Source organism: Pseudomonas sp. 1 (assembly GCF_056626735.1).
On record NZ_JBWXMQ010000004.1, the window covers coordinates 73988 to 95555 of the forward strand.

Annotated in this window: 18 protein-coding genes; 11 read left to right on the forward strand and 7 right to left on the reverse strand. The window is 61.8% G+C overall.

Going from position 1 to position 21568, the window contains the following annotated elements:
- Positions 1 to 9 precede the first annotated feature (9 nt).
- Genes AC1MDC_RS07680 through AC1MDC_RS07695 form a run of 4 tightly spaced genes read right to left on the reverse strand, consistent with a single transcriptional unit; the run spans position 10 to position 2781 of the window.
- A complete protein-coding gene (locus tag AC1MDC_RS07680) occupies positions 10 to 534 on the reverse strand; it encodes a pilus assembly protein PilP (protein ID WP_085704938.1) in 525 nt (174 codons plus the stop codon).
- The gene (gene pilO, locus AC1MDC_RS07685) at positions 531 to 1154 is read right to left on the reverse strand and encodes a type 4a pilus biogenesis protein PilO (RefSeq protein ID WP_085698116.1); all 624 of its coding nucleotides are present in this window, start codon (positions 1152 to 1154) and stop codon (positions 531 to 533) included. Before pilO ends, AC1MDC_RS07680 begins: the two co-directional genes overlap by 4 nt.
- Positions 1151 to 1717, reverse strand: a complete 567-nt coding sequence (locus AC1MDC_RS07690; protein WP_085698115.1) for a PilN domain-containing protein — start codon at positions 1715 to 1717, stop codon at positions 1151 to 1153. Before AC1MDC_RS07690 ends, pilO begins: the two co-directional genes overlap by 4 nt.
- Positions 1717 to 2781 carry a pilus assembly protein PilM gene (locus tag AC1MDC_RS07695; protein ID WP_007952389.1) on the reverse strand — a complete coding sequence of 355 codons (1065 nt, stop codon included), beginning with the start codon at positions 2779 to 2781 and terminating at the stop codon, positions 1717 to 1719. The genes AC1MDC_RS07690 and AC1MDC_RS07695 overlap by 1 nt, the downstream gene beginning before the upstream one ends.
- Positions 2782 to 2999: 218 nt before the next feature.
- On the opposite strand from AC1MDC_RS07695, the gene AC1MDC_RS07700 reads away from it, so the two are divergent.
- The gene (locus AC1MDC_RS07700; RefSeq protein WP_371918985.1) at positions 3000 to 5444 is read left to right on the forward strand and encodes a penicillin-binding protein 1A; all 2445 of its coding nucleotides are present in this window, start codon (positions 3000 to 3002) and stop codon (positions 5442 to 5444) included.
- 243 nt (positions 5445 to 5687) lie between these two features.
- Here AC1MDC_RS07700 and AC1MDC_RS07705 read toward each other — a convergent pair whose 3' ends face one another.
- From AC1MDC_RS07705 to rpmE, 3 genes are all read right to left on the reverse strand, one after another.
- Positions 5688 to 6956: a malic enzyme-like NAD(P)-binding protein gene (locus tag AC1MDC_RS07705; protein ID WP_085698113.1), complete on the reverse strand. Its 1269-nt coding sequence runs from the start codon at positions 6954 to 6956 to the stop codon at positions 5688 to 5690.
- Between the two features lie 184 nt (positions 6957 to 7140).
- Entirely contained in the window at positions 7141 to 7923 is a 783-nt protein-coding gene (locus AC1MDC_RS07710) for a thermonuclease family protein (RefSeq protein WP_480392791.1), read from the reverse strand.
- A 41-nt stretch (positions 7924 to 7964) separates the two neighbouring features.
- Positions 7965 to 8183 carry a 50S ribosomal protein L31 gene (gene rpmE / locus AC1MDC_RS07715; protein WP_085698111.1) on the reverse strand — a complete coding sequence of 73 codons (219 nt, stop codon included), beginning with the start codon at positions 8181 to 8183 and terminating at the stop codon, positions 7965 to 7967.
- A gap of 284 nt (positions 8184 to 8467) precedes the next feature.
- On the opposite strand from rpmE, the gene AC1MDC_RS07720 reads away from it, so the two are divergent.
- The 10 genes from AC1MDC_RS07720 (at position 8468) to AC1MDC_RS07765 (ending at position 21495) form a co-directional block, all read left to right on the forward strand.
- Positions 8468 to 10687: a primosomal protein N' gene (locus tag AC1MDC_RS07720; RefSeq protein WP_480392792.1), complete on the forward strand. Its 2220-nt coding sequence runs from the start codon at positions 8468 to 8470 to the stop codon at positions 10685 to 10687.
- Positions 10688 to 10899: 212 nt separating this feature from the next.
- Entirely contained in the window at positions 10900 to 12636 is a 1737-nt protein-coding gene (gene argS / locus AC1MDC_RS07725) for an arginine--tRNA ligase (protein WP_085704997.1), read from the forward strand.
- 1 nt (position 12637) lies between these two features.
- Complete coding sequence (locus AC1MDC_RS07730; RefSeq protein WP_011332070.1) at positions 12638 to 13354, forward strand: SPOR domain-containing protein; 717 nt, start codon at positions 12638 to 12640, stop codon at positions 13352 to 13354.
- Positions 13355 to 13612: 258 nt separating this feature from the next.
- Complete coding sequence (gene hslV, locus AC1MDC_RS07735; protein ID WP_039772440.1) at positions 13613 to 14143, forward strand: ATP-dependent protease subunit HslV; 531 nt, start codon at positions 13613 to 13615, stop codon at positions 14141 to 14143.
- Between the two features lie 55 nt (positions 14144 to 14198).
- Positions 14199 to 15536, forward strand: coding sequence for an ATP-dependent protease ATPase subunit HslU (gene hslU / locus AC1MDC_RS07740; RefSeq protein WP_085704930.1), 1338 nt, complete (start codon positions 14199 to 14201; stop codon positions 15534 to 15536).
- A 153-nt stretch (positions 15537 to 15689) separates the two neighbouring features.
- Complete coding sequence (locus tag AC1MDC_RS07745) at positions 15690 to 16067, forward strand: gamma-butyrobetaine hydroxylase family protein (RefSeq protein ID WP_085698107.1); 378 nt, start codon at positions 15690 to 15692, stop codon at positions 16065 to 16067.
- Between the two features lie 257 nt (positions 16068 to 16324).
- Positions 16325 to 18004 (forward strand): class II poly(R)-hydroxyalkanoic acid synthase, encoded by a 1680-nt coding sequence (phaC, locus tag AC1MDC_RS07750; RefSeq protein WP_085698106.1) that lies wholly within the window; start codon positions 16325 to 16327, stop codon positions 18002 to 18004.
- 154 nt (positions 18005 to 18158) lie between these two features.
- The gene (phaZ, locus tag AC1MDC_RS07755; RefSeq protein ID WP_007952412.1) at positions 18159 to 19013 is read left to right on the forward strand and encodes a poly(3-hydroxyalkanoate) depolymerase; all 855 of its coding nucleotides are present in this window, start codon (positions 18159 to 18161) and stop codon (positions 19011 to 19013) included.
- A 151-nt stretch (positions 19014 to 19164) separates the two neighbouring features.
- Positions 19165 to 20847: a class II poly(R)-hydroxyalkanoic acid synthase gene (phaC, locus tag AC1MDC_RS07760; protein ID WP_085704928.1), complete on the forward strand. Its 1683-nt coding sequence runs from the start codon at positions 19165 to 19167 to the stop codon at positions 20845 to 20847.
- 27 nt (positions 20848 to 20874) lie between these two features.
- A complete protein-coding gene (locus tag AC1MDC_RS07765) occupies positions 20875 to 21495 on the forward strand; it encodes a TetR/AcrR family transcriptional regulator (RefSeq protein WP_085698104.1) in 621 nt (206 codons plus the stop codon).
- Positions 21496 to 21568: the final 73 nt, after the last annotated feature.

Below are 21568 nucleotides of genomic sequence, written 5' to 3' on the forward strand. Positions count from 1 at the left end.
GACTTCCACTTATGAATGCTCTTTCAAAGGAATGGTGCGCGGCCGCTCAAGCCAGGCACCCTGGCCATCCGGAACGATTTCCACCACATCGACTTGTGAAGCACTGATGGCGACGATGCGCCCGTCGTTGCGGCCCAGATAATCGCCGACCTTGAGCCTGTGGACGCCACCCGCCCCACGCAGCAGGGCGAAGGAACCTGAGGCGTTGGCAATCGTGCCGACCATTTCGAATTGCTCGATGTTGAAGCCTTCGAGGTATTGCTTGACCCGGTGGGGATCGGGTTTTACGTCGCGCGAGCCATGTTTCTGCCCGGCCAGGTCGACCCGCAACTGGCGCGAAAACGGACTGCGCAGGTTGGCAGCGCTATAGGTGAACGTAGGGAAGGAGCGGAAGGTCGGGGTCGGCTCGATCTTGCCCGGCGGGCGCAGACGCACTTCATTCATATAAGCGTCGAGGTCGCTGAAGTCATCGCCGCCACAACCACCGAGCATCAATACCAATGCCGACAAGGCGATAAAACGGATCGGGCTCATTTCTGCAGCCCCTTGTCGTTATAGCGGTAGGTCTTGGCGAGGATGCTCATGCGCAACTTCGGTCCGCCTTCGGGATTGGCCGGCGCCAGCTCGAAATCGTGCAGGGTGACGATCCGTGGCAAACCGGCCACGCCGCTGACGAAAGTCGCGAGGTCGTGATAGGCACCGGTCACGGTGATCTGGATGGGTAGCTCGATGTAGAACTGCTGGGTGACCTCCGGCAGCAGCTTGATCTCCTCGAACTCAAGACCGCTGCCCAGCCCGGTGCGGGTGATGTCTTCCAGCAACCCCGGCACTTCGGTGTCACTGGGCAGTTGCCGCAACAGTACGCCGAACGAGTTTTCCATCTCTTTCATCTGTTGGGTGTACAGCTCCAGATTGGCCGCCATGCGCGCCTTGCTCGCGAACTGCTCCTTGAGAGTCGTCTCCTCCTCACGCTTGAGCTCGAGCTGGTTCTCCAGGTCACTGATGTAAAAGTTATAGCCAAGCGCCAGGACCAGCACCATCAACAGCCCGCCGGCCAGAGTTTTGACCACTGGCGGCCAGGAGCCGATGTTGCTGGTGTCCAGGTCGTTGAAATCGACATTGCGCAGGCTTTGCAGCCACTCGGACGGCTTCATTGCTCGCCCTCCTCGAGCCTGGGTCGAGTCTGGCGAACGGTCAGTTGAAAGACATTGGCCTGATCCACTTGGCCGGCGGTGGTGGCTTTCACTTCATTGAGGTTGGGCGCATCGAACCAGTCGGAGGCGTCGAGGTTGCGCATCAGGTCGGATACGCGATTGTTGGACTCCGCTGCACCGCTGATCGACAGGGTCTTGCCGACCATTTTCACATCGGTGAAATACACCCCGTCAGGCAAGGTGCGCGCCAGCTGATCGAAGATCCGCCCGCTGATCTGCCGGTTGCCCTGCAAGTCCTGGATGATGCGCATGCGCTCCACCAGTTGCTGGCGACGGGCCTTGAGCTCGCTGATCTGCTTGATCCGCTCGTCGATTACTTCGATCTGCTTGCCAATGTAGTCATTGCGCGCCACCTGCCGGGCGATGGCGGCGCTGATGATCTGATCGGCAATGAGCACTGCTCCCACCGAACCGACCACCACACCGATCAAGACCAGCAGGAAGCGTTTGCGCCGTTCTTCGCGGCGCTCTTCGCGCCAGGGTAAAAGGTTGATCCGCGCCATCAGTCGAAACTCCTGAGCGCGAGCCCGCAGGCAATCATCAGGGCCGGCGCATCGCTTGCCAGGGCCCCGGCGTTGACTTTGCTGCTCAAGGCCATGTCGGAAAACGGGTTGGCAACCTGAGTCGGGGTGTTCAGCCGCTCTTCGATCAGCCGGTCGAGCCCGGGCACCGACGCCGTGCCGCCGGCCAACAGAATGTGGTCGACGGCGTTGTACTGGCCGGAGGCGAAAAAGAACTGCAGGGAGCGCGACACCTGCTGCACCAGCGCCTCGCGAAACGGTTGAAGCACCTCGCTGACGTAGTCGTCCGGCAGCCCGCCCTGCTTCTTGGCGAGCCCCGCCTGCTCAAGGGTCAGACCATAACGGCGCTGGATTTCCTCAGTCAGTTGTCGACCACCGAACAATTGTTCGCGGGTGTAGATGATCCGGCCGTTGTGCAGGACGCTGAGGGTGGTCATGGTGGCGCCGATGTCGACCACGGCCACCGTCAGCCGGTCCTGGGACGCGGCCAGTTGCGTGGCCAGCAGGCCGAACGAACGCTCCAGCGCATAGGCTTCGACATCCACCACCCGCGCGGTCAGCCCGGCCAGTGCGAGCGCCGCTTCGCGGACTTCGACGTTTTCCTTGCGACAGGCGGCCAGCAGCACGTTGACCCGCTCGGGGTTGCGCGGCGAGACGCCCTGGACTTCGAAGTCGATGGCGACCTCGTCCAGTGGATAGGGAATATATTGATCGGCCTCGATCTTGAGCTGGTTTTCCAGTTCGTCGTCGGACAGCCCGGCGTCCATCTCGATGACCTTGGTGATCACCGCCGAACCGGCCACCGCCACTGCCACGGTTTTCAGCCCGGTGCGTGCCTTGACCAGGACCCGGGACAGGGCCTGGCCGACGCCCTCGAGCTCGGCGATGTTCTTTTCGACCACGGCACTCGCCGGCAACGGCTCCACCGCATACGCCTCGACCCGGTAGCGCTCCCCCTGACGACTCAGCTCCAGCAGCTTCACCGATGTGGAACTGATGTCGATCCCCAGTAACGTATTGGCCTTTTTATTGAAGAGTCCTAGCACTACCAATTCCCTATGACTATCCGTGAGTTACGGACTCTGTAATGCGCATTGCGTTCCCTCGCCCCGTCTTGACAGAAGCGCAAATGACGCCCTCAGCGGAAAAGTGCTTATAATGCCCAGCGTTTTTTTCCGCTTTTTACTGCCGGCGCGGGTCGTTCTGTGTTAACCGGAACCCTGTCGCCCAATTCATTCTTTGCCGTGGATGTCCAAAAGCCTTGATTCGTCTGCTGAAATTTTTCGGTTGGTCCATCGTCGCCGTTTTCTGCGGACTGCTTTTAGGTCTCAGCGGCGCGTTTCTTTACCTTAGTCCGGGTTTGCCATCTGTGGAGGCGCTGAGAAGCATTCAGTTGCAGATTCCGCTCCGGGTCTACAGCAGCGACAACAAGTTGATCGCAGAATTTGGCGAAATGCGCCGCACACCGATCCGTTTCGCCGACATTCCCCCCAATTTCATCAATGCGTTACTAAGTGCTGAAGACGACAACTTCGCCAATCACTACGGCGTCGATCCGAGCAGCCTGATGCGCGCCGCGACCCAACTGGTCAAAAGCGGGCACATCCAGTCCGGCGGCAGCACCATCACCATGCAGGTGGCGAAAAACTTTTTCCTGACCAGCGAACGCAGCTTCTCGCGCAAGACCACTGAAATCCTCCTGGCGCTGCAGATCGAACGACAGCTGACCAAGGACGAGATCCTCGAGCTGTACGTGAACAAGATCTATCTGGGCAACCGCGCCTACGGCATCGAGGCGGCGGCGCAGGTGTATTACGGCAAGTCGATCCGCGATGTCAGCCTGGCGCAGATGGCGATGATCGCCGGTCTGCCGAAAGCCCCGTCGCGCTTCAACCCGCTGGCCAACCCGGCGCGCAGCAAGGAGCGTCGCGACTGGATCCTTGGCCGCATGTACAAGCTCGGCAAGATCACCGAAGCCGACTACACCGCCGCGGTCAACGAGCCACTGAACGCCAGCTATCACGTGCCGACCCCGGAAGTGAACGCGCCGTATATCGCCGAAATGGCCCGTGCGGAAATGGTCGGCCGCTACGGCAGCGACGCGTACACCGAAGGTTTCCGCGTCACCACCACGGTGCCGAGCAACCTCCAGGAAATGGCCAACACCGCGCTGCACGAAGGCCTGATGACCTACGATCAGCGTCACGGCTACCGTGGCCCCGAATCGCGCCTGCCGGGCAAGACCCGCGAAGCCTGGGCCACCGAACTGACCAAGCAACGCACCATCAGCAGCCTCGAGCCGGCCATCGTCACCCAGGTCGACAAGAACGGCCTGCAGGTACTGACCCGCACCGGCGAAGAGCACGTGGCGTGGGACACCATGAAATGGGCCCGCCCGTTCCTCAATACCAACAGCATGGGCGCCAACCCGCGTCAGCCGTCGGATGTGGCGCAGGTCGGCGATCTGATTCGCGTGCAACGCCAGCCGAACAATTCGCTTAAGTTCAGCCAGATCCCCCAGGCACAAGGCGCGCTGGTGTCGCTGGATCCGCAGAACGGCGCGATCCGTTCGCTGGTCGGCGGTTTCGCCTTCGAGCAGAGCAACTACAACCGCGCGATGCAGGCCAAGCGTCAGCCGGGCTCGAGCTTCAAGCCGTTCGTCTACAGCGCCGCGCTGGATAACGGCTACACCGCCGCCAGCCTGGTCAACGATGCGCCGATCGTGTTCGTCGACGAATACCTGGACAAGGTCTGGCGTCCGAAGAACGACACCAACACGTTCCTCGGCCCGATCCGTTTGCGTGAAGCGCTCTATAAGTCGCGCAACCTGGTTTCGATCCGCCTGCTGCAGGCGATGGGCGTAGGCAAGACCATCGACTACATCACCCGCTTCGGCTTCAACAAGCAGGACCTGCCGCCAAACCTTTCGCTGGCACTGGGCACCGCGACCCTGACGCCGATGGAAATCGCCACCGGCTGGAGCACCTTCGCCAACGGCGGTTACAAGATCACTCCGTACATCATCGACAAGATCGAAAGCCGCAACGGCGAGACGCTTTTCGTCGCCAACCCGCCGACCGTACCGCAGGGCGGCGCGGCCACCGACGGCATTGCGGCACCGGCGACCCAATCGATCACCGTCGACGCAGCACCGGTTCCGGGTGAAGCGCCGGGCAGCGCCGCTGTGCCGCAAGCACCGGCAGTCGCCGAGCGCATCGTCGATGGCCGTACCACCTACATCCTCAACAGCATGCTGCAGGACGTGATCAAGCTCGGCACCGGCCGTCGTGCACTGGCCATGGGCCGCAGCGACATCGCGGGCAAAACCGGTACCACCAACGAATCCAAGGATGCGTGGTTCTCCGGTTACAACGCCGATTACGTGACCACCGTGTGGACCGGTTTCGACCAGCCGGAAAGCCTCGGTCGCCGGGAGTTCGGCGGCACCGTGGCACTGCCGATCTGGATGAACTACATGAGCGCCGCGCTGAAGGACAAGCCGCCGCACGTCCAGCCAGAGCCGGAAGGCATCCTCAGCCTGCGGGTGGACCCGGTCAGCGGCCGTGCAGCCTCGCCGAGCACACCGGGTGCGTACTTCGAGCTGTTCAAGGCCGAGGACACGCCGCCGTCGGTCAACGAGATCGGTAACGGCACCGTGCCAGGCAGCCCGCTGCCGGCGGATGAGCAGGCGCCGATCGATCTGTTCTGATCCTGATCCTGAACCGCTAAAAAGCCCTGCCTTCGATTGAAGTGCGGGGCTTTTTATTGCCTGTTCATTTTGTGTGGTCCGGACCCTCCTCTTCGCGGGCAAGCCCGCTCCCACAGTAACCACAAAACTCTGTGGGAGCGGGCTTGCCCGCGAAGAGGCCCTTAAGATCACCCCAAAATCAACAGGCACAAAAAAACCCCGACTCTCACGAGCCGGGGCTTTCGGTTGATGCGCTACAACGACTTAGCCGTTGAACACGTCATCCACGCTTTTCAGCGGGTAGTTCTTCGGATACGGCAGGGTCGCCACACCGGTCTCGATCGCGGCCTTGGCCACGGCGTCGGAGACGACGGTGATCAGGCGTGCGTCCATCGGCTTCGGAATGATGTACTCACGGCCGAACTCCAGCGCATCAACGCCGTAGGCGGCGCAGACTTCCTTCGGCACCGGCAGCTTGGCCAGGTCCTTCAGGGCGTTGGCGGCAGCGATCTTCATTTCTTCGTTGATGCGCTTGGCGCGAACGTCCAGAGCACCACGGAAGATGAACGGGAAGCCCAGTACGTTGTTGACCTGGTTCGGGTAGTCCGAACGGCCGGTGGCCATGATCACGTCGTTACGGGTGGCGTGAGCCAGTTCCGGGGAGATTTCCGGATCAGGGTTGGAGCAAGCGAAGACGATCGGGTTGGCCGCCATGCGCTTGAGTTGCTCGGCGCTCAGCAGGTTCGGGCCCGACAGGCCGACGAATACGTCAGCGCCTTCGATGGCGTCGTCCAGGGTGCGCTTCTCGGTAGGGTGAGCGAACACGGCCTTGTACTGGTTCAGGTCGTCACGGCCAGCGTGGATCACGCCGGTACGGTCAACCATGAAGATGTTCTCGACCTTGGCGCCCATGCTCACCAGCAATTTCATGCAGGAGATGGCGGCAGCGCCTGCGCCCAGGCAGACGATCTTGGCGTCGGCCAGGGTTTTGCCAGCGATTTCCAGAGCGTTGATCATGCCCGCAGCGGTCACGATCGCGGTGCCGTGCTGGTCATCGTGGAATACCGGAATGTCGCACTGCTCGATCAGAGCGCGTTCGATCTCAAAGCACTCGGGTGCCTTGATGTCTTCCAGGTTGATGCCGCCGAAAGTGATGGAAATGCGTTTTACGGTGTCGATGAAGGCTTGCGGGCTTTCGGAGTCGACTTCGATGTCGAAGACGTCGATGCCGGCGAAGCGCTTGAACAGCACGCCTTTACCTTCCATGACTGGCTTGGAAGCCAGTGGGCCGAGGTTACCCAGACCCAGAATCGCGGTGCCATCGGAAATGACTGCAACCAGGTTGCCCTTGCCGGTGTACTTGTAGGCCAGTTCAGGATCGCGGGCGATCTCGCGCACTGGTTCAGCTACGCCGGGGCTGTAGGCCAGCGACAGGTCGCGGGCGGTAGCAGTGGCCTTGGTGAGCTCGACACTCAGCTTCCCTGGACGAGGATTGGCATGATATTCGAGAGCGGCAGTTTTCAGATCAGACATTTTGGCATTCCGCTTTTTACTGTTGGACAGACTGGTCAGCGAGGATACGCGCCTCGCAAAGTCCCCACAAGACTGCCCGGTCACCCCTGTCAAGCGCCCTGCCCTACGACTTTGGGCCAAGAGCCACGGCGTACAAGGGCTGGACTGTTCACAATCGACAGAAAAAATGTCTACAACTTTTTACTCAACGGGACGGCTGAAGCATCGAAGGATCGGTCAACGGCAACAGCCAGCGCGCCTGACCTGAATTCAGCCCACCGCGCCGGGAACGGTCCACCACCCAGCCACGGGCCTCGATCTGCTTGCCCTTCAACGCCTGCAGAGCGGCGACATCGAAGCGATCCAGCAGATTGGGTGCAACGCGCAGTACAAGCTTGTCCTGCAACTCGATCCAGATTCCGCCACGATTGCGCTGAACCTTGCTCACACGACCACTGACCAGCGCGAAACCAGAGCGCTCGATCTGCTCTGCTTTCAGTACAGGTGAGCGCTTCCACAGGCCGAGCCCGGCCTGTCGCGCACGGCGCTCGGCAGCTTGCTGGCAATCGATCAGATCGACATTCGGCGCCACCGCGACCTGGAAACCGAGACCATCGGCGAGCATTTGCGCTTCGAGGTTCTCACCCTTGGCGCTGAAAACGTGGGCCAGGGTTCGGCCGTAATGGTCTTTGGGCTGGGTGCCAAGGTGCAGACCAACCCGCCCGTCGCTCTCGGCGACCAGCGCTTCGAGACGCTTGCGCGCAACCACTGCAAACGGCTCGTCGCTACGACCCTGCTTGCCGAGTTCGGGCGTATTAAGGCCGATCATCCGCACATTGCGCCCGTCGCTCAGGCGCAGGGTGTCGCCGTCGACCACCCGCTGCACCGTGGCACCGTCCAGACCAGACGGTGCCGGGCAGAAGGCCTGGGCGGCGGAGAGCCAAATCGCGGACACAAAAAAGGCGCCCGCAAGGGACGCCTTTTTCATCAGACCGGAAAATCCGCTGAGGTTTTCCAGAATGAAGGGCCTTAGGCCTTTTTCGCGCCGAAAGCACCGAAACGGTCGGCGAACTTCTGAACGCGACCACCGGTGTCCAGAGTCTTCTGCTTACCGGTGTAGAACGGGTGGCACTCGTTGCAAACGTCGACCGCCAGGGCTTTGCCGAAGGTCGAACGGGTTTCGAACTTGTTGCCGCAGCTGCAAGTTACTGCAACTACTGGGTAATTCGGGTGGATATCGGCTTTCATGGTTTTTTCCTCAGCTGGCGTGCCGCCATCCAACACGATTGTTGAATACCGCACGTAATTAGGCCGCGGATTCTACCAGACAATCCCGATCACGCAAGCTGTCACTGAGACCGACCGTCTGCTAGGCTCCCGGCCCATTGCGCGATCCCTGTGGGAGCGAGCTTGCTCTCGAAGGCGATCTGTCAGCAACATATCAGCCGCCTGACGCACCGTTTTCGCGAGCAGCCTCGCTCCCACAGATTGAATACCAATCCCTTTTATCGTTGCTATCGAGAATCCCCCGCGTGCCCGACGCCATTCTGCGCCTCGCCCTGCCTTCGCCCCTGCGCCGCCTGTTCGACTATCGGGCCCCGGCCGGCGTGCTGCGTTCGCAGTTGCAACCGGGCATGCGCCTGCGGGTGCCGTTTGGCCGGCGGGAGATGATCGGGATTCTGGTGGAGGTCACTGACACCAGCGAAGTCCCGTTGGAGAAGCTCAAACCGGCGCTCGCCCTGCTCGACGCCACCGCACCGCTGCCGCCGGCGCTGTTCAAGCTTTGCCTGTGGACCGCCCAGTATTATCAGCACAGCCTCGGCGATACCCTGAGCTGGGCGCTGCCGGTGCTGCTGCGTCAGGGCGAACTGGCCGAGGCCCGTCAGGAACGTTTCTGGTCGGCGACTCCCGGCGCCAGCCTCGATGACCCGCGCATCGCCCGCGCCCCGCGCCAGCGTGAAGCCCTGGCGACGCTGGCCCAGCACCCTCATGGCGTCGCCCATCAGTTGCTGAGCAAACTGATGCTGAGCAAGGACAGCCTCGATCTGCTGCTGGCCAAGGATCTGGTGCAGGTCGAAGTGCGCCGCCACGCCCCCGGCGCGCGCCACGAACACTGGCTGGCCCAGCCCGAACTGCCGCTCAACAGCGAGCAGCGCGCCGCCTATGAAGCGATTCGCGCCGGGTTCGACAGTTATCACGCGTTCCTGCTGGCCGGGGTAACCGGCAGCGGCAAGACCGAAGTCTATTTGCAGTTGATCCGCGAAACCCTCGAGGCCGGCAAACAGGCGCTGGTGCTGATACCGGAGATCAACCTCGGCCCGCAGACCCTCGCCCGTTTCGAACAACGTTTCAACGCGCGCATCGCCCTGCTGCACTCGGCGGTCAACGATCGTGATCGTCTGGATGCCTGGCTTGCCGCCCGCGATGGCGAGGCCGACATTATTATCGGCACCCGCTCGGCGCTGTTCACCCCGATGAAGAATCCGGGGCTGATCATCATCGACGAAGAACACGACGGTTCCTATAAACAGCAGGAAGGCCTGCGCTACCACGCGCGGGATCTGGCGCTGGTACGGGCGCGCCAGGAAAACATCCCGATCGTGCTCGGTTCCGCCACGCCATCGCTGGAAAGCCTGCACAACGCCTACACCGGTCGCTACGGACTGCTGCGAATGAACGAACGCGCTGGCGGTGCCAAGCCGCCACGATTCCTGCGCCTGGATGTAAAAAGTCGCCCGCTGGACAGTGGTATTTCCGGACCGATGCAACAAGCCATCGGCCAGACCCTCGCCGCCGGCCAGCAGGTATTGGTGTTCCTCAACCGCCGCGGGTTTGCCCCGACCTTGCTGTGCCACGACTGCGGCTGGATGTCCGAGTGCCAGCGCTGTGATGCGCGGATGACCGTGCATCAGCGCTATGGCGAATTGCGCTGCCACCATTGCGGTTACGTCGAGCGAGTGCCGCGCCAATGCCCGAAGTGCAACAAGGTCGATCTGCGGCCGGTGGGCGCCGGCACCGAGCGCGCCGAAGAACGGCTGGCGATTCTGTTCCCGGACTATCCGGTGCTGCGCGTCGACCGGGACAGCACCTCGCGCAAGGACGCGATGAACCAGTTGTTCGCCACCATCCAGAAAGGCCAGCCGTGCATTCTGGTCGGCACCCAGATGTTGGCCAAGGGTCACCACTTTCCTCGGGTGACGCTGGTGTCAATCCTTGATGCCGACGGCGGACTGTTCTCCGGCGACTTTCGCGCCAGCGAGCGCATGGCACAACTGATCGTGCAGGTCGCCGGACGCGCCGGGCGGGCGGAAGAGCCGGGCAAGGTGATCATCCAGACGCATCTGGCCGACCATCCTTTATTGGTGCAACTGACCGAGCAGGGTTACTTCGCCTTCGCCGAGCAGGCCCTGAGCGAACGCCGCGCCGCCGGCCTGCCGCCGTTCGCCCACCTCGCCCTGCTGCGCGCCGAAGCGCACAAGCCGGGGCAGGCCGAAGGCTTTCTTGATGAAGCGTGCAGCGAGGCCGAGCGTTTGCTGGCCGAACAGAACCTGAGCGGGATCGAACTGCTGGGACCGGTGCCAGCGCCAATGGAGCGCCGCGCCGGGCGCTTCCGCGCGCAGCTGCTGTTGCAGGCCACGGCCCGGGCGCCGCTGCACCGATTGCTGGCGAGCTGGCTGCTGGTGCTGGAACAGATGCCAAGCGGCCGGGCGGTGCGCTGGTCGCTGGATGTCGATCCCGTCGACTTGTATTGATTGATCGATTGCTATCGCAGGCAAGCCAGCTCCCACAGGGAAATTGCATCGCTCTTGTGGGAGCTGGCTTGCCAGCGATGGCTGACGAATTGTCACCACACATCCACATCCTGCCTGCTAAGGTTGGCAAGCCCGTCTTCGCAACGGATAATGCCCAGTTTTTCCACCCGCGCATCGATGCGCCGCCGCGCTTGCGGTCGAAAGAGAAGACCATGAAAGACACCATTCGCCAGCTGATCCAACAAGCCCTCACCCAACTCGTCAACGAAGGTGTGTTGCCTGAAGGCCTGACGCCGGCGATCCAGGTGGAAAACGCCCGGGACAAGACCCACGGCGACTTCGCCAGCAACATCGCGATGATGCTGGCCAAGCCTGCGGGCATGAAGCCACGCGACCTGGCAGAAAAAATCATCGCCGCCCTGCCGGCCGACGAGAACGTCACCAAGGCCGAAATCGCCGGCCCTGGTTTCATTAATTTCTTCCAGAACACCCAGGCGCTGGCCTCGCGCCTCGACGCCGCCCTGGCCGATGATCACGTCGGCGTGCGCAAGGCCGGCCCGGCGCAACGCACGGTGGTCGACCTGTCGGCACCGAACCTGGCCAAAGAGATGCACGTTGGTCACCTGCGCTCGACCATCATCGGCGACGGCGTGGCCCGTGTGCTGGAGTTTCTCGGCGATACCGTGATCCGTCAGAACCACGTCGGTGACTGGGGCACCCAGTTCGGCATGCTGATGGCGTACCTGCAGGAAAACCCGATCACCAGCGACGAGCTGTCGGACCTGGAAAACTTCTACCGCGCCGCCAAGCAGCGCTTCGACGAGTCCCCGGAATTCGCCGACCGCGCCCGTGGCCTGGTGGTCAAGCTGCAGGCCGGCGATGCCGAGTGCCTGGCGCTGTGGACCAAGTTCAAGGACATCTCGCTGTCGCACTGCCAGAAGATCTACGAACTGCTCAACGTCAAATTGACCATGGCCGACGTGATGGGCGAAAGCGCCTACAACGACGACCTGATCAACGTGGTCAACGACCTGAAAGCCGCCGGCATGCTGGTCGAAAGCAACGGCGCCCAGTGCGTGTTCCTCGACGAATTCAAGAACGCCGAAGGCGAGCCGCTGCCGGTGATCATCGTCAAGGCCGACGGCGGCTACCTGTACGCCACCACCGACCTGGCCGCCGTGCGCTACCGCAGCGGCAAACTCAAGGCCGACCGTGCGCTGTACTTCGTCGACCAGCGTCAGGCCCTGCACTTCCAGCAAGTGTTCGCCGTGGCGCGCAAGGCCGGTTTCGTGACCCATCCGATGGAAATGGAGCACATGGGCTTCGGCACCATGAACGGCGCCGACGGCCGTCCGTTCAAGACCCGTGACGGCGGCACCGTGAAGCTGATCGACCTGCTGACCGAAGCGCAGGAACGTGCCTACAACCTGGTAAAGGAAAAGAACCCGACGCTGGCCGAAGACGAACTTCGCTCGATCGCCAAAGTGGTCGGCATCGGCGCGGTGAAATACGCCGACCTGTCGAAGCACCGCACCAGCGACTACAGCTTCAACTTCGACCTGATGCTCAACTTCGAAGGCAACACCGCGCCGTACCTGCTGTACGCCTACACTCGCGTGGCCGGCGTGTTCCGCAAACTGGGCAAGGATTTCAGCGAAGTCGACGGCCAGATCGTCCTCGAAGCGGCGCACGAGCAGGAACTGGCGGCCAAACTGGCGCAGTTCGGTGAAGTGCTGAACAACGTTGCGGAAAAGGGCACGCCACACACTCTGTGCACCTACCTGTACGATGTTGCCGGCCTGTTCTCCAGCTTCTACGAGAACTGCCCGATCCTCGCCGCCGAAACTCCGGCACAAATGCAAAGCCGTCTGCGCCTTGCCGCGCTGACCGGCCGTACCCTCAAGCAAGGCCTGGAACTGCTCGGCCTGGAAACCCTGGAGCGCATGTAAGTTGGCTGCCAAGAAAAAACCTGCACCCAAGCGTGGCGCCAGCCGTTACCAAGCTCCAGCGAAGCAGCCAATTCCGGGCTGGCTGTGGATGGCCATCGGCCTGACGGTCGGCGCGTTCATCGTGTTCCTGATGAAACTGGAGCCGGGCAAGGGCAGCGACACGGTCAAGCGCGAGAAGATTGAGCAACAGCAACAACAGAAAGCCACCAAGATCGCCGAGGCCAACAAGACCCCGCCGAGCCCGACGCAACCGGTGAAGCCGAAGTACGACTTCTACACCCTGCTGCCGGAATCGGAAGTGATCGTGCCGCCGGACGCGGTGCCGGAGAAAACCCTGCCGACGCCACAAGTGCCGGCGATCCCGACCACGCCGGTGACCCCGGCCGAAGCGGCGAAGATCGACACGGCGCGCGCGCAGGCGGCACTGGCCGGGATCACGCCGCCGCCAGCGCCACCGGTGACCAAGGCTGCACCGGTGACCAAATTCTTCCTGCAGGCCGGCTCGTTCCGCAAAGAGACGGATGCCGACAAGGTCCGCGCGCAGATCATTCTGCTCGGCCAGGCGGTCGCGGTTGAATCCGGGACGGTGAAGGATGAAACCTGGTACCGCGTACTGGTCGGTCCGTTCAGCAATCGCGAACAACTGACCACCGCCCAGAAACAACTGGCGGGCGCGGGCTTCAGCAACCTGTTGTTACAACAACGCCAGAGCCGCTGACAACTCCCCACTGATCGTTCCCACGCTCTGCGTGGGAATGTAGCCCGGGACCCTCCGCATCCCTTGCCGCAGGGACGCGGAGCGTCCATTGAGGCATTCCCGCGCGGAGCGTGGGAACGATCACGCTGCTTTGCGTGGGAACGACCCCACGCAAACCACCGCTCGTCCCCTCTCCCGCCCCGCAGTTGAAATCCTCTCCACCACCCCCATATGAGTGGGCATAAGGCATTTTCGCCCCGCAGTGTGGAGACTCTTCCCTTGACCACCATCGTTTCAGTCCGCCGCCACGGCAAAGTCGTCATGGGCGGCGACGGCCAGGTTTCACTCGGCAACACCGTGATGAAAGGCAACGCGAAGAAAGTTCGTCGCCTGTACCACGGTGAAGTCATTGCCGGATTCGCCGGTGCCACCGCCGACGCCTTCACCCTGTTCGAACGTTTCGAAGGCCAGCTCGAGAAACATCAGGGCCACCTGATCCGCGCTGCCGTCGAACTCGCCAAAGAATGGCGCACCGACCGCTCCCTGAGCCGCCTCGAAGCGATGCTTGCGGTCGCCAACAAGGACGCATCCCTGATCATCACCGGCAACGGTGACGTGGTCGAACCCGAGGACGGCCTGATCGCCATGGGTTCCGGTGGCGCCTATGCGCAAGCCGCCGCCAGCGCCCTGCTGAAGAAGACCGACCTGTCGGCCCGCGAAATCGTCGAGACCGCTCTCGGCATCGCCGGCGACATCTGTGTATTCACCAACCACACCCAGACCATTGAGGAGCAGGATCTCGCTGAATAAGCCTGACGCGGCCCCTGTGCCACGGCTTGTTTCTGCTTGAGGACCGTCAATTATTATGTCCATGACTCCCCGCGAAATCGTCCACGAACTCAACCGCCACATCATCGGCCAGGACGATGCCAAGCGCGCTGTCGCGATTGCCCTGCGCAACCGCTGGCGCCGCATGCAGCTGCCTGAAGAGCTGCGCGTTGAAGTGACCCCGAAGAACATCCTGATGATCGGCCCGACCGGTGTCGGTAAAACCGAAATCGCCCGTCGCCTGGCCAAACTGGCCAACGCACCGTTCATCAAGGTCGAAGCGACCAAGTTCACCGAAGTCGGCTACGTCGGCCGTGACGTCGAATCGATCATCCGTGATCTGGCCGATGCCGCAATCAAGATGCTGCGCGAGCAGGAAATGACCCGCGTTCGTCACCGCGCCGAAGACGCCGCCGAGGACCGTATCCTCGACGCCCTGCTGCCACCGGCACGCATGGGCTTCGGCAACGAAGAAGCGCCGACCCAGGATTCCAACACTCGCCAACTGTTCCGCAAGCGCCTGCGCGAAGGTCAGCTGGACGACAAGGAAATCGAGATCGAAGTCGCCGAAATGGCCGGCATCGAAATCGCCACGCCTCCGGGCATGGAAGAAATGACCAACCAGTTGCAGAACCTGTTCGCCAACATGGGCAAGGGCAAGAAGAAGGCCCGCAAGCTCAAGGTCAAGGAAGCGCTGAAACTGGTGCGCGATGAAGAAGCCGGTCGTCTGGTCAACGAAGAAGAGTTGAAGGCCAAGGCCCTGGAAGCGGTCGAGCAGCACGGCATCGTGTTCATCGACGAAATCGACAAGGTCGCCAAGCGCGGCAATGTCGGTGGTGCCGATGTATCCCGCGAAGGCGTGCAACGTGACCTGCTGCCGCTGATCGAAGGCTGCACCGTCAACACCAAGCTGGGCATGGTCAAGACCGACCACATCCTGTTCATCGCCTCCGGTGCTTTCCACCTGAGCAAGCCGAGCGATCTGGTGCCGGAGCTGCAAGGCCGTCTGCCGATCCGCGTTGAACTCAAGGCCCTGAGCCCGCAGGATTTCGAACGCATCCTCAGCGAACCGCACGCCTCGCTCACCGAGCAATACTGCGCGCTGCTGAAAACCGAAGGCCTGAACATCCAGTTCCAGCCCGAAGGCATCAAGCGTCTGGCGGAGATCGCCTGGCAGGTCAACGAGAAGACCGAGAACATCGGTGCCCGTCGCCTGCACACGCTGCTCGAGCGTCTGCTGGAAGAGGTGTCGTTCAGTGCCGGCGATCTGGCCAGCGCCCACGATGACACGGCTATCCAGATCGACGCCGAGTACGTCAACAGCCACCTGGGCGAATTGGCGCAGAACGAAGACCTGTCCCGTTATATCCTGTAAGCCATACTTACAGTAGTAGCGGACCCTGTGGGAGCGAGCTTGCTCGCGAAGAGGCCGTGTCAGTCGATATCAATGTTGTCTGACACACCGCTTTCGCGAGCAAGCTCGCTCCCACATTTGCTTAAGGGTCGCCCACACTTCGGACGCCAGCCCATGACCCAACTCCCCACCGACATCAAACTGCACAAAGCCTCGAAAACCCTGTCGCTCAAATACGCGTCCGGCGAGGAATACACCCTGCCCGCCGAATTCCTGCGCGTGCACTCCCCCTCCGCCGAGGTCCAGGGCCACGGCAAACCGATCCTGCAATTCGGCAAACTGCACGTCGGCCTGACCAAGGTAGAACCGGCCGGTCAGTACGCACTGAAACTGACCTTCGACGACGGTCACGACAGCGGTCTGTTCACCTGGGATTACCTGTACGAGCTGGGGCGACGTTATGACGCACTCTGGGCGGATTATCTGGCCGAACTCAAAGCCGCCGGCAAAACCCGCGACCCGGATCAGTCCGTCGTCAAGCTGATGCTCTAGTCCGCGGCTCGGACTGTTTAGAGGGCATTTTCTAGATTCATCTGTTTGAATGCTCCGCTAAAGCGGCCCGGGATCGGCTGCTTGCGAAAAAAATCAATCTCGGGTAACCAATGGAACTGGCAAGTTCCCTGCAGTGCTCTACGACTGTAAAGCAGCTATGCAGAATCAACGGTCACCCGAGCAGTAGTACCTGGCATTGGCTGTGGAACTGCACAGCAGAAACCGGGTACTCGTCTCAGGACAATGGAGCGTCGTAGATGAGTAACAAGAATAACGATGATTTGAAGTACCAGGCCTCGGAGAACACCCTGGGGCTGAATCCTGTCGTTGGGCTTCGCGGAAAGGATCTGCTGGCCTCTGCTCGAATGGTGCTGACCCAGGCCATCAAACAACCGATCCATAGCGTCACGCACGTCACCCGGTTCGGCCTCGAACTGAAGAACGTGCTGTTCGGCAAATCGGAACTGCAACCGGCGGGCGATGACCGTCGCTTTGTCGATCCGGCGTGGAGTCAGAACCCGCTGTACAAACGTTATCTGCAGACTTATCTGGCATGGCGCAAGGAACTCCATGCCTGGATCGACGACAGCAGCCTCTCGCCCAAGGACATCGCGCGTGGCCACTTCGTGATCAACCTGATGACCGAAGCCATGGCGCCGACCAACAGCATGGCCAACCCGGCGGCGGTCAAACGCTTCTTCGAGACCGGCGGCAAGAGCCTGCTCGACGGTCTCTCGCATCTGGCCAAGGATCTGGTGCACAACGGCGGCATGCCGAGCCAGGTCAACATGGGCGCGTTCGAGGTCGGCAAGAGCCTGGGCGTGACCGAAGGCGCGGTGGTATTTCGCAACGACGTGCTGGAACTGATCCAGTACAAGCCGATCACCGAGCAAGTGCACGAGCGCCCGCTGCTGGTGGTGCCGCCGCAGATCAACAAGTTCTACGTCTTCGACCTGAGCCCGGACAAGAGCCTGGCGCGTTTCTGCCTGCGCAACAATGTGCAGACCTTCATCGTCAGCTGGCGCAACCCGACCAAGGAACAGCGCGAGTGGGGCCTCTCGACTTACATCGAAGCCTTGAAGGAAGCGGTTGACGTGGTCACCGCGATCACCGGCAGCAAGGACGTCAACATGCTCGGCGCCTGCTCCGGCGGCATCACCTGCACCGCCCTGCTCGGCCACTATGCGGCGACGGGTGAGAACAAGGTCAATGCCCTGACTCTGCTGGTCAGCGTGCTCGATACCACGCTCGACAGCGACGTCGCGTTGTTCGTCGACGAGCAGACGCTGGAAATGGCCAAGCGGCACTCCTATCAGGCCGGTGTGCTTGAAGGCAAAGACATGGCCAAGGTCTTCGCCTGGATGCGCCCCAACGATCTGATCTGGAACTACTGGGTCAACAACTACCTGCTGGGCAACGAGCCGCCGGTGTTCGACATCCTGTTCTGGAACAACGATACGACTCGACTGCCGGCCGCGTTCCACGGCGACCTGATCGAGATGTTCAAAAACAATCCATTGACCCGCCCCGATGCACTGGAAGTGTGCGGCACGCCGATCGACCTCAAGAAGGTCACGGCCGACATCTTCTCGCTGGCCGGCACCAACGACCACATCACGCCGTGGAAGTCCTGCTACAAGTCGGCGCAGCTGTTTGGCGGCAAGGTGGAGTTCGTGCTGTCCAGCAGCGGGCATATCCAGAGCATTCTGAACCCGCCGGGCAACCCGAAATCGCGCTACATGACCAGCGACGAAATGACCGCCAATGCCGATGACTGGCAGGAAAATTCGACCAAGCATGCCGATTCCTGGTGGCTGCACTGGCAAGCCTGGCAGGCGGCACGTTCGGGCGAATTGAAAAAGGCACCGACGAAGCTGGGCAACAAGGCGTTCCCGGCAGGCGAAGCGTCGCCGGGCACTTACGTTCACGAGCGGTAACCGACATCTGTGGGAGCGAGCTTGCTCCGGGCGGCGTTCCGACGAAGGCGGACTGACATTCAACATTGAAGTCGACTGATCCGCCGCTTTCGCGAGCAAGCTCGCTCCCACAGTTAAAGATGAGATAGAGATTTCACCCACAGGGCCCTGAAGCATGCCGCACCCGTTCATCTTTCGAACCGTCGAGCTCGATGGCCAGACCATCCGCACGGCGGTCCGCCCCGGCAAGCCTCACTTGACGCCCTTGCTGATATTCAACGGCATCGGCGCCAACCTGGAGCTGGTGTTTCCTTTTGTCGCGGCGCTGGATCCGGATCTGGAAGTGATCGCCTTCGACGTGCCCGGTGTCGGCGGTTCCTCGACGCCGAGCCGACCGTACCGTTTTCCGGGGCTGGCGAAGCTCACCGCACGGATGCTCGATTACCTCGACTACGGACAGGTCAACGTGATCGGCGTGTCCTGGGGTGGTGCACTGGCGCAGCAGTTCGCCTACGACTATCCCGAGCGCTGCAAGAAGCTGGTGCTGGCGGCGACCGCTGCCGGTGCGGTGATGGTGCCGGGCAAGCCGAAAGTGCTGTGGATGATGGCCAGCCCACGGCGCTACATCCAGCCGTCCCATGTGATCCGCATCGCCCCGATGATCTACGGCGGCTCGTTCCGTCGCGACCCGACACTCGCCGCCAGCCATGCGGCCAAGGTGCGCTCGGCGGGCAAGCTCGGCTACTACTGGCAACTGTTCGCAGGCCTGGGCTGGACCAGCATTCACTGGCTGCACAAGATCCACCAGCCGACGCTGGTGCTGGCCGGCGATGACGACCCGCTGATCCCGCTGATCAACATGCGCATGCTCGCCTGGCGAATCCCCAACGCGCAGTTGCACATCATCGACGACGGGCATCTGTTCCTGATTACCCGGGCCGAGGCGGTGGCGCCGATCATCATGAAGTTCCTCCAGGAGGAACGTCAGCGTGCGGTGATGCATCCGCACCCGACACCGCTGGGCGGATAACCGTCCCGGCACGGATTTCTGGAGAGCGTTTTGCAACGCATCCGCACAGGTGCGTGGCAGGGAACCGCGCAGGCAACAACCCGCAACAGCGTCTATGGTGTTCTGGTTCGGTGTGTTTGTTTCTGGCCTGAAGACGAAGGAGTGTTGAGTCATGCGTGACAAACCAGCGACGGGCGTCGTGCCCAGCCCCGCCGTGTTCATCAATGCACAGAGTGCCATGACCGGCCTGCGCGGGCGTGACCTGGTCTCGACCTTGCGCAGCGTGGCGGCTTACGGGCTGCGCAATCCGATCCACAGTGCAAAACACGCCTTGAAGCTGGGAGGCGCGCTCGGACGCGTGCTGCTCGGCGAAACCCTGCACCCGACCAATCCGCAGGACAGCCGCTTCGCCGATCCGGCGTGGAGCCTGAACCCGTTCTATCGGCGCAGCCTTCAGGCTTATCTGGCCTGGCAGAAACAGGTCAAGAGCTGGATCGACGAGAGCAGCATGAGCGATGACGACCGCGCCCGCGCGCACTTCGCCTTCACCCTGCTCAACGACGCCGTGGCGCCCTCCAACACCCTGCTCAATCCGCTGGCGGTGAAGGAGCTGTTCAACTCCGGCGGCCACAGTCTGGTGCGCGGTCTCAGTCATCTGTTCGATGATTTGCTGCACAACGACGGCCTGCCACGCCAGGTCACCAAACAGGCTTTCGAAGTCGGCAAGACCGTCGCCACCACCACCGGCTCGGTGGTGTTTCGCAACGAAATGCTCGAGCTGATCCAGTACCGGCCGATGAGCGAAAAACAGTATTCGAAACCGCTGCTGGTGGTGCCGCCGCAAATCAACAAGTACTACATTTTCGACCTCAGCCCGAGCAACAGCTTCGTCCAGTTTGCGCTGAAGAACGGCTTGCAGACCTTCATGATCAGTTGGCGCAACCCGGATGTGCGGCATCGCGAATGGGGCCTCTCGACCTATGTCGAAGCCGTGGAAGAAGCCATGAACATCTGCCGGGCGATCACCGGCGCTCGCGAGGTCAACCTGGTGGGCGCCTGCGCCGGCGGGCTGACCATCGCAGCGCTGCAAGGGCATCTGCAGGCCAAGCGGCAGTTGCGGCGGGTCTCCAGCGCCACCTATCTGGTGAGCCTGCTCGACAGTGAGATGAACACCCCGGCCACCCTGTTCGCCGATGAGCAAACCCTCGAGGCGGCCAAGCGGCGCTCCTATCAGAAAGGCGTGCTGGACGGTCGCGACATGGCCAAGGTGTTCGCGTGGATGCGCCCCAACGATCTGATCTGGAGTTATTTCGTCAACAACTACCTGCTGGGCAAGGAGCCGCCGGCGTTCGACATCCTCTACTGGAACAACGACAGCACCCGCCTGCCCGCCGCGTTTCACGGCGACATTCTGGATTTCTTCAAGCACAACCCGTTGACCCATCCGGGCGGGCTGGAAGTGTGCGGCACGCCGATCGATCTGCAGAAGGTCACGGTCGACAGTTTCAGCGTGGGCGGCATGAACGACCACATCACGCCGTGGGATGCGGTGTATCGCTCGACGCTGTTGCTGGGCGGTGAGCGGCGTTTCGTGCTGTCCAACAGCGGCCACGTGCAGAGCATCCTCAACCCGCCGGGCAACCCGAAAGCCCATTACGTCGAGAACGGAAAGCTCAGCAGTGATCCGCGCGCCTGGTACTACGACGCCAGGAAAGTCGACGGCAGTTGGTGGCCGCAATGGCTGGAGTGGGTACAGCAGCGCTCCGGCACCCTTCGCGAAACCCAGATGCCCCTCGGCAACGCCAATTATCCACCGATGGAAGCGGCACCCGGCACCTATGTGCGTGTGCGCTGACTGACTCAAGCCCTTTAAGAAGACTGGATGAAAACAAGCGAACGGATCCTCGAATGTGCCCTGCAGTTGTTCAATGAAAAGGGCGAGCCGAACGTCTCCACCATGGAGGTTGCCAATGAAATGGGGATCAGCCCAGGCAACCTCTACTACCACTTCCACGGCAAGGAACCGCTGATTCTCGGATTGTTCGAGCGTTTCCAGAACGACCTCGCCCCGCTGCTCGACCCGCCCGCCGATGTCGAACTGGCGCCAGAGGATTACTGGCTGTTCCTGCACCTGATCGTCGAACGGCTGGCGCAATATCGCTTCCTGTTCCAGGACCTGTCGAACCTGGCCGGACGTCTGCCGAAACTCGCCAAGGGCATTCGCCAGTTCCTCAACGTGCTCAAGCGCACGCTGGCGTCATTGCTGGCGCGGCTGAAGGCGTCGGGGCAGTTGGTCAGCGACACTCAGGCGCTGGGGCAACTGGTGGAGCAGATCACCATGACGTTGCTGTTCTCGCTGGACTATCAGCGGATTCTCGATCGCGAAGGGGAAGTGCGACTGGTGGTGTACCAGATCATGATGCTGGTGGCGCCACACCTGTTGCCGCCGGTGAAGGTGGCGACGGAGAGAATGGCGCGGCAGTACCTCGAAGATCACGAATAACGCCAAAGCCCTGTCCTTTGAGGAGAAGGATGGCTTCCAAATCATCCAGACAAAAACGCCCGACCTTCACAGG

Excerpts from the sequence above, each read along its gene's own strand:
- AC1MDC_RS07680 (WP_085704938.1), bottom strand. The coding sequence starts at position 534 with ATGAGCCCGATCCGTTTTATCGCCTTGTCGGCATTGGTATTGATGCTC.
- pilO (WP_085698116.1), bottom strand. The coding sequence starts at position 1,154 with ATGAAGCCGTCCGAGTGGCTGCAAAGCCTGCGCAATGTCGATTTCAAC.
- AC1MDC_RS07690 (WP_085698115.1), bottom strand. The coding sequence starts at position 1,717 with ATGGCGCGGATCAACCTTTTACCCTGGCGCGAAGAGCGCCGCGAAGAA.
- AC1MDC_RS07705 (WP_085698113.1), bottom strand. The coding sequence starts at position 6,956 with ATGTCTGATCTGAAAACTGCCGCTCTCGAATATCATGCCAATCCTCGT.
- AC1MDC_RS07710 (WP_480392791.1), bottom strand. The coding sequence starts at position 7,923 with ATGAAAAAGGCGTCCCTTGCGGGCGCCTTTTTTGTGTCCGCGATTTGG.
- rpmE (WP_085698111.1), bottom strand. The coding sequence starts at position 8,183 with ATGAAAGCCGATATCCACCCGAATTACCCAGTAGTTGCAGTAACTTGC.
- argS (WP_085704997.1), top strand. The coding sequence starts at position 10,900 with ATGAAAGACACCATTCGCCAGCTGATCCAACAAGCCCTCACCCAACTC.
- hslU (WP_085704930.1), top strand. The coding sequence starts at position 14,199 with ATGTCCATGACTCCCCGCGAAATCGTCCACGAACTCAACCGCCACATC.
- AC1MDC_RS07745 (WP_085698107.1), top strand. The coding sequence starts at position 15,690 with ATGACCCAACTCCCCACCGACATCAAACTGCACAAAGCCTCGAAAACC.
- phaC (WP_085698106.1), top strand. The coding sequence starts at position 16,325 with ATGAGTAACAAGAATAACGATGATTTGAAGTACCAGGCCTCGGAGAAC.
- phaZ (WP_007952412.1), top strand. The coding sequence starts at position 18,159 with ATGCCGCACCCGTTCATCTTTCGAACCGTCGAGCTCGATGGCCAGACC.
- phaC (WP_085704928.1), top strand. The coding sequence starts at position 19,165 with ATGCGTGACAAACCAGCGACGGGCGTCGTGCCCAGCCCCGCCGTGTTC.
- AC1MDC_RS07765 (WP_085698104.1), top strand. The coding sequence starts at position 20,875 with ATGAAAACAAGCGAACGGATCCTCGAATGTGCCCTGCAGTTGTTCAAT.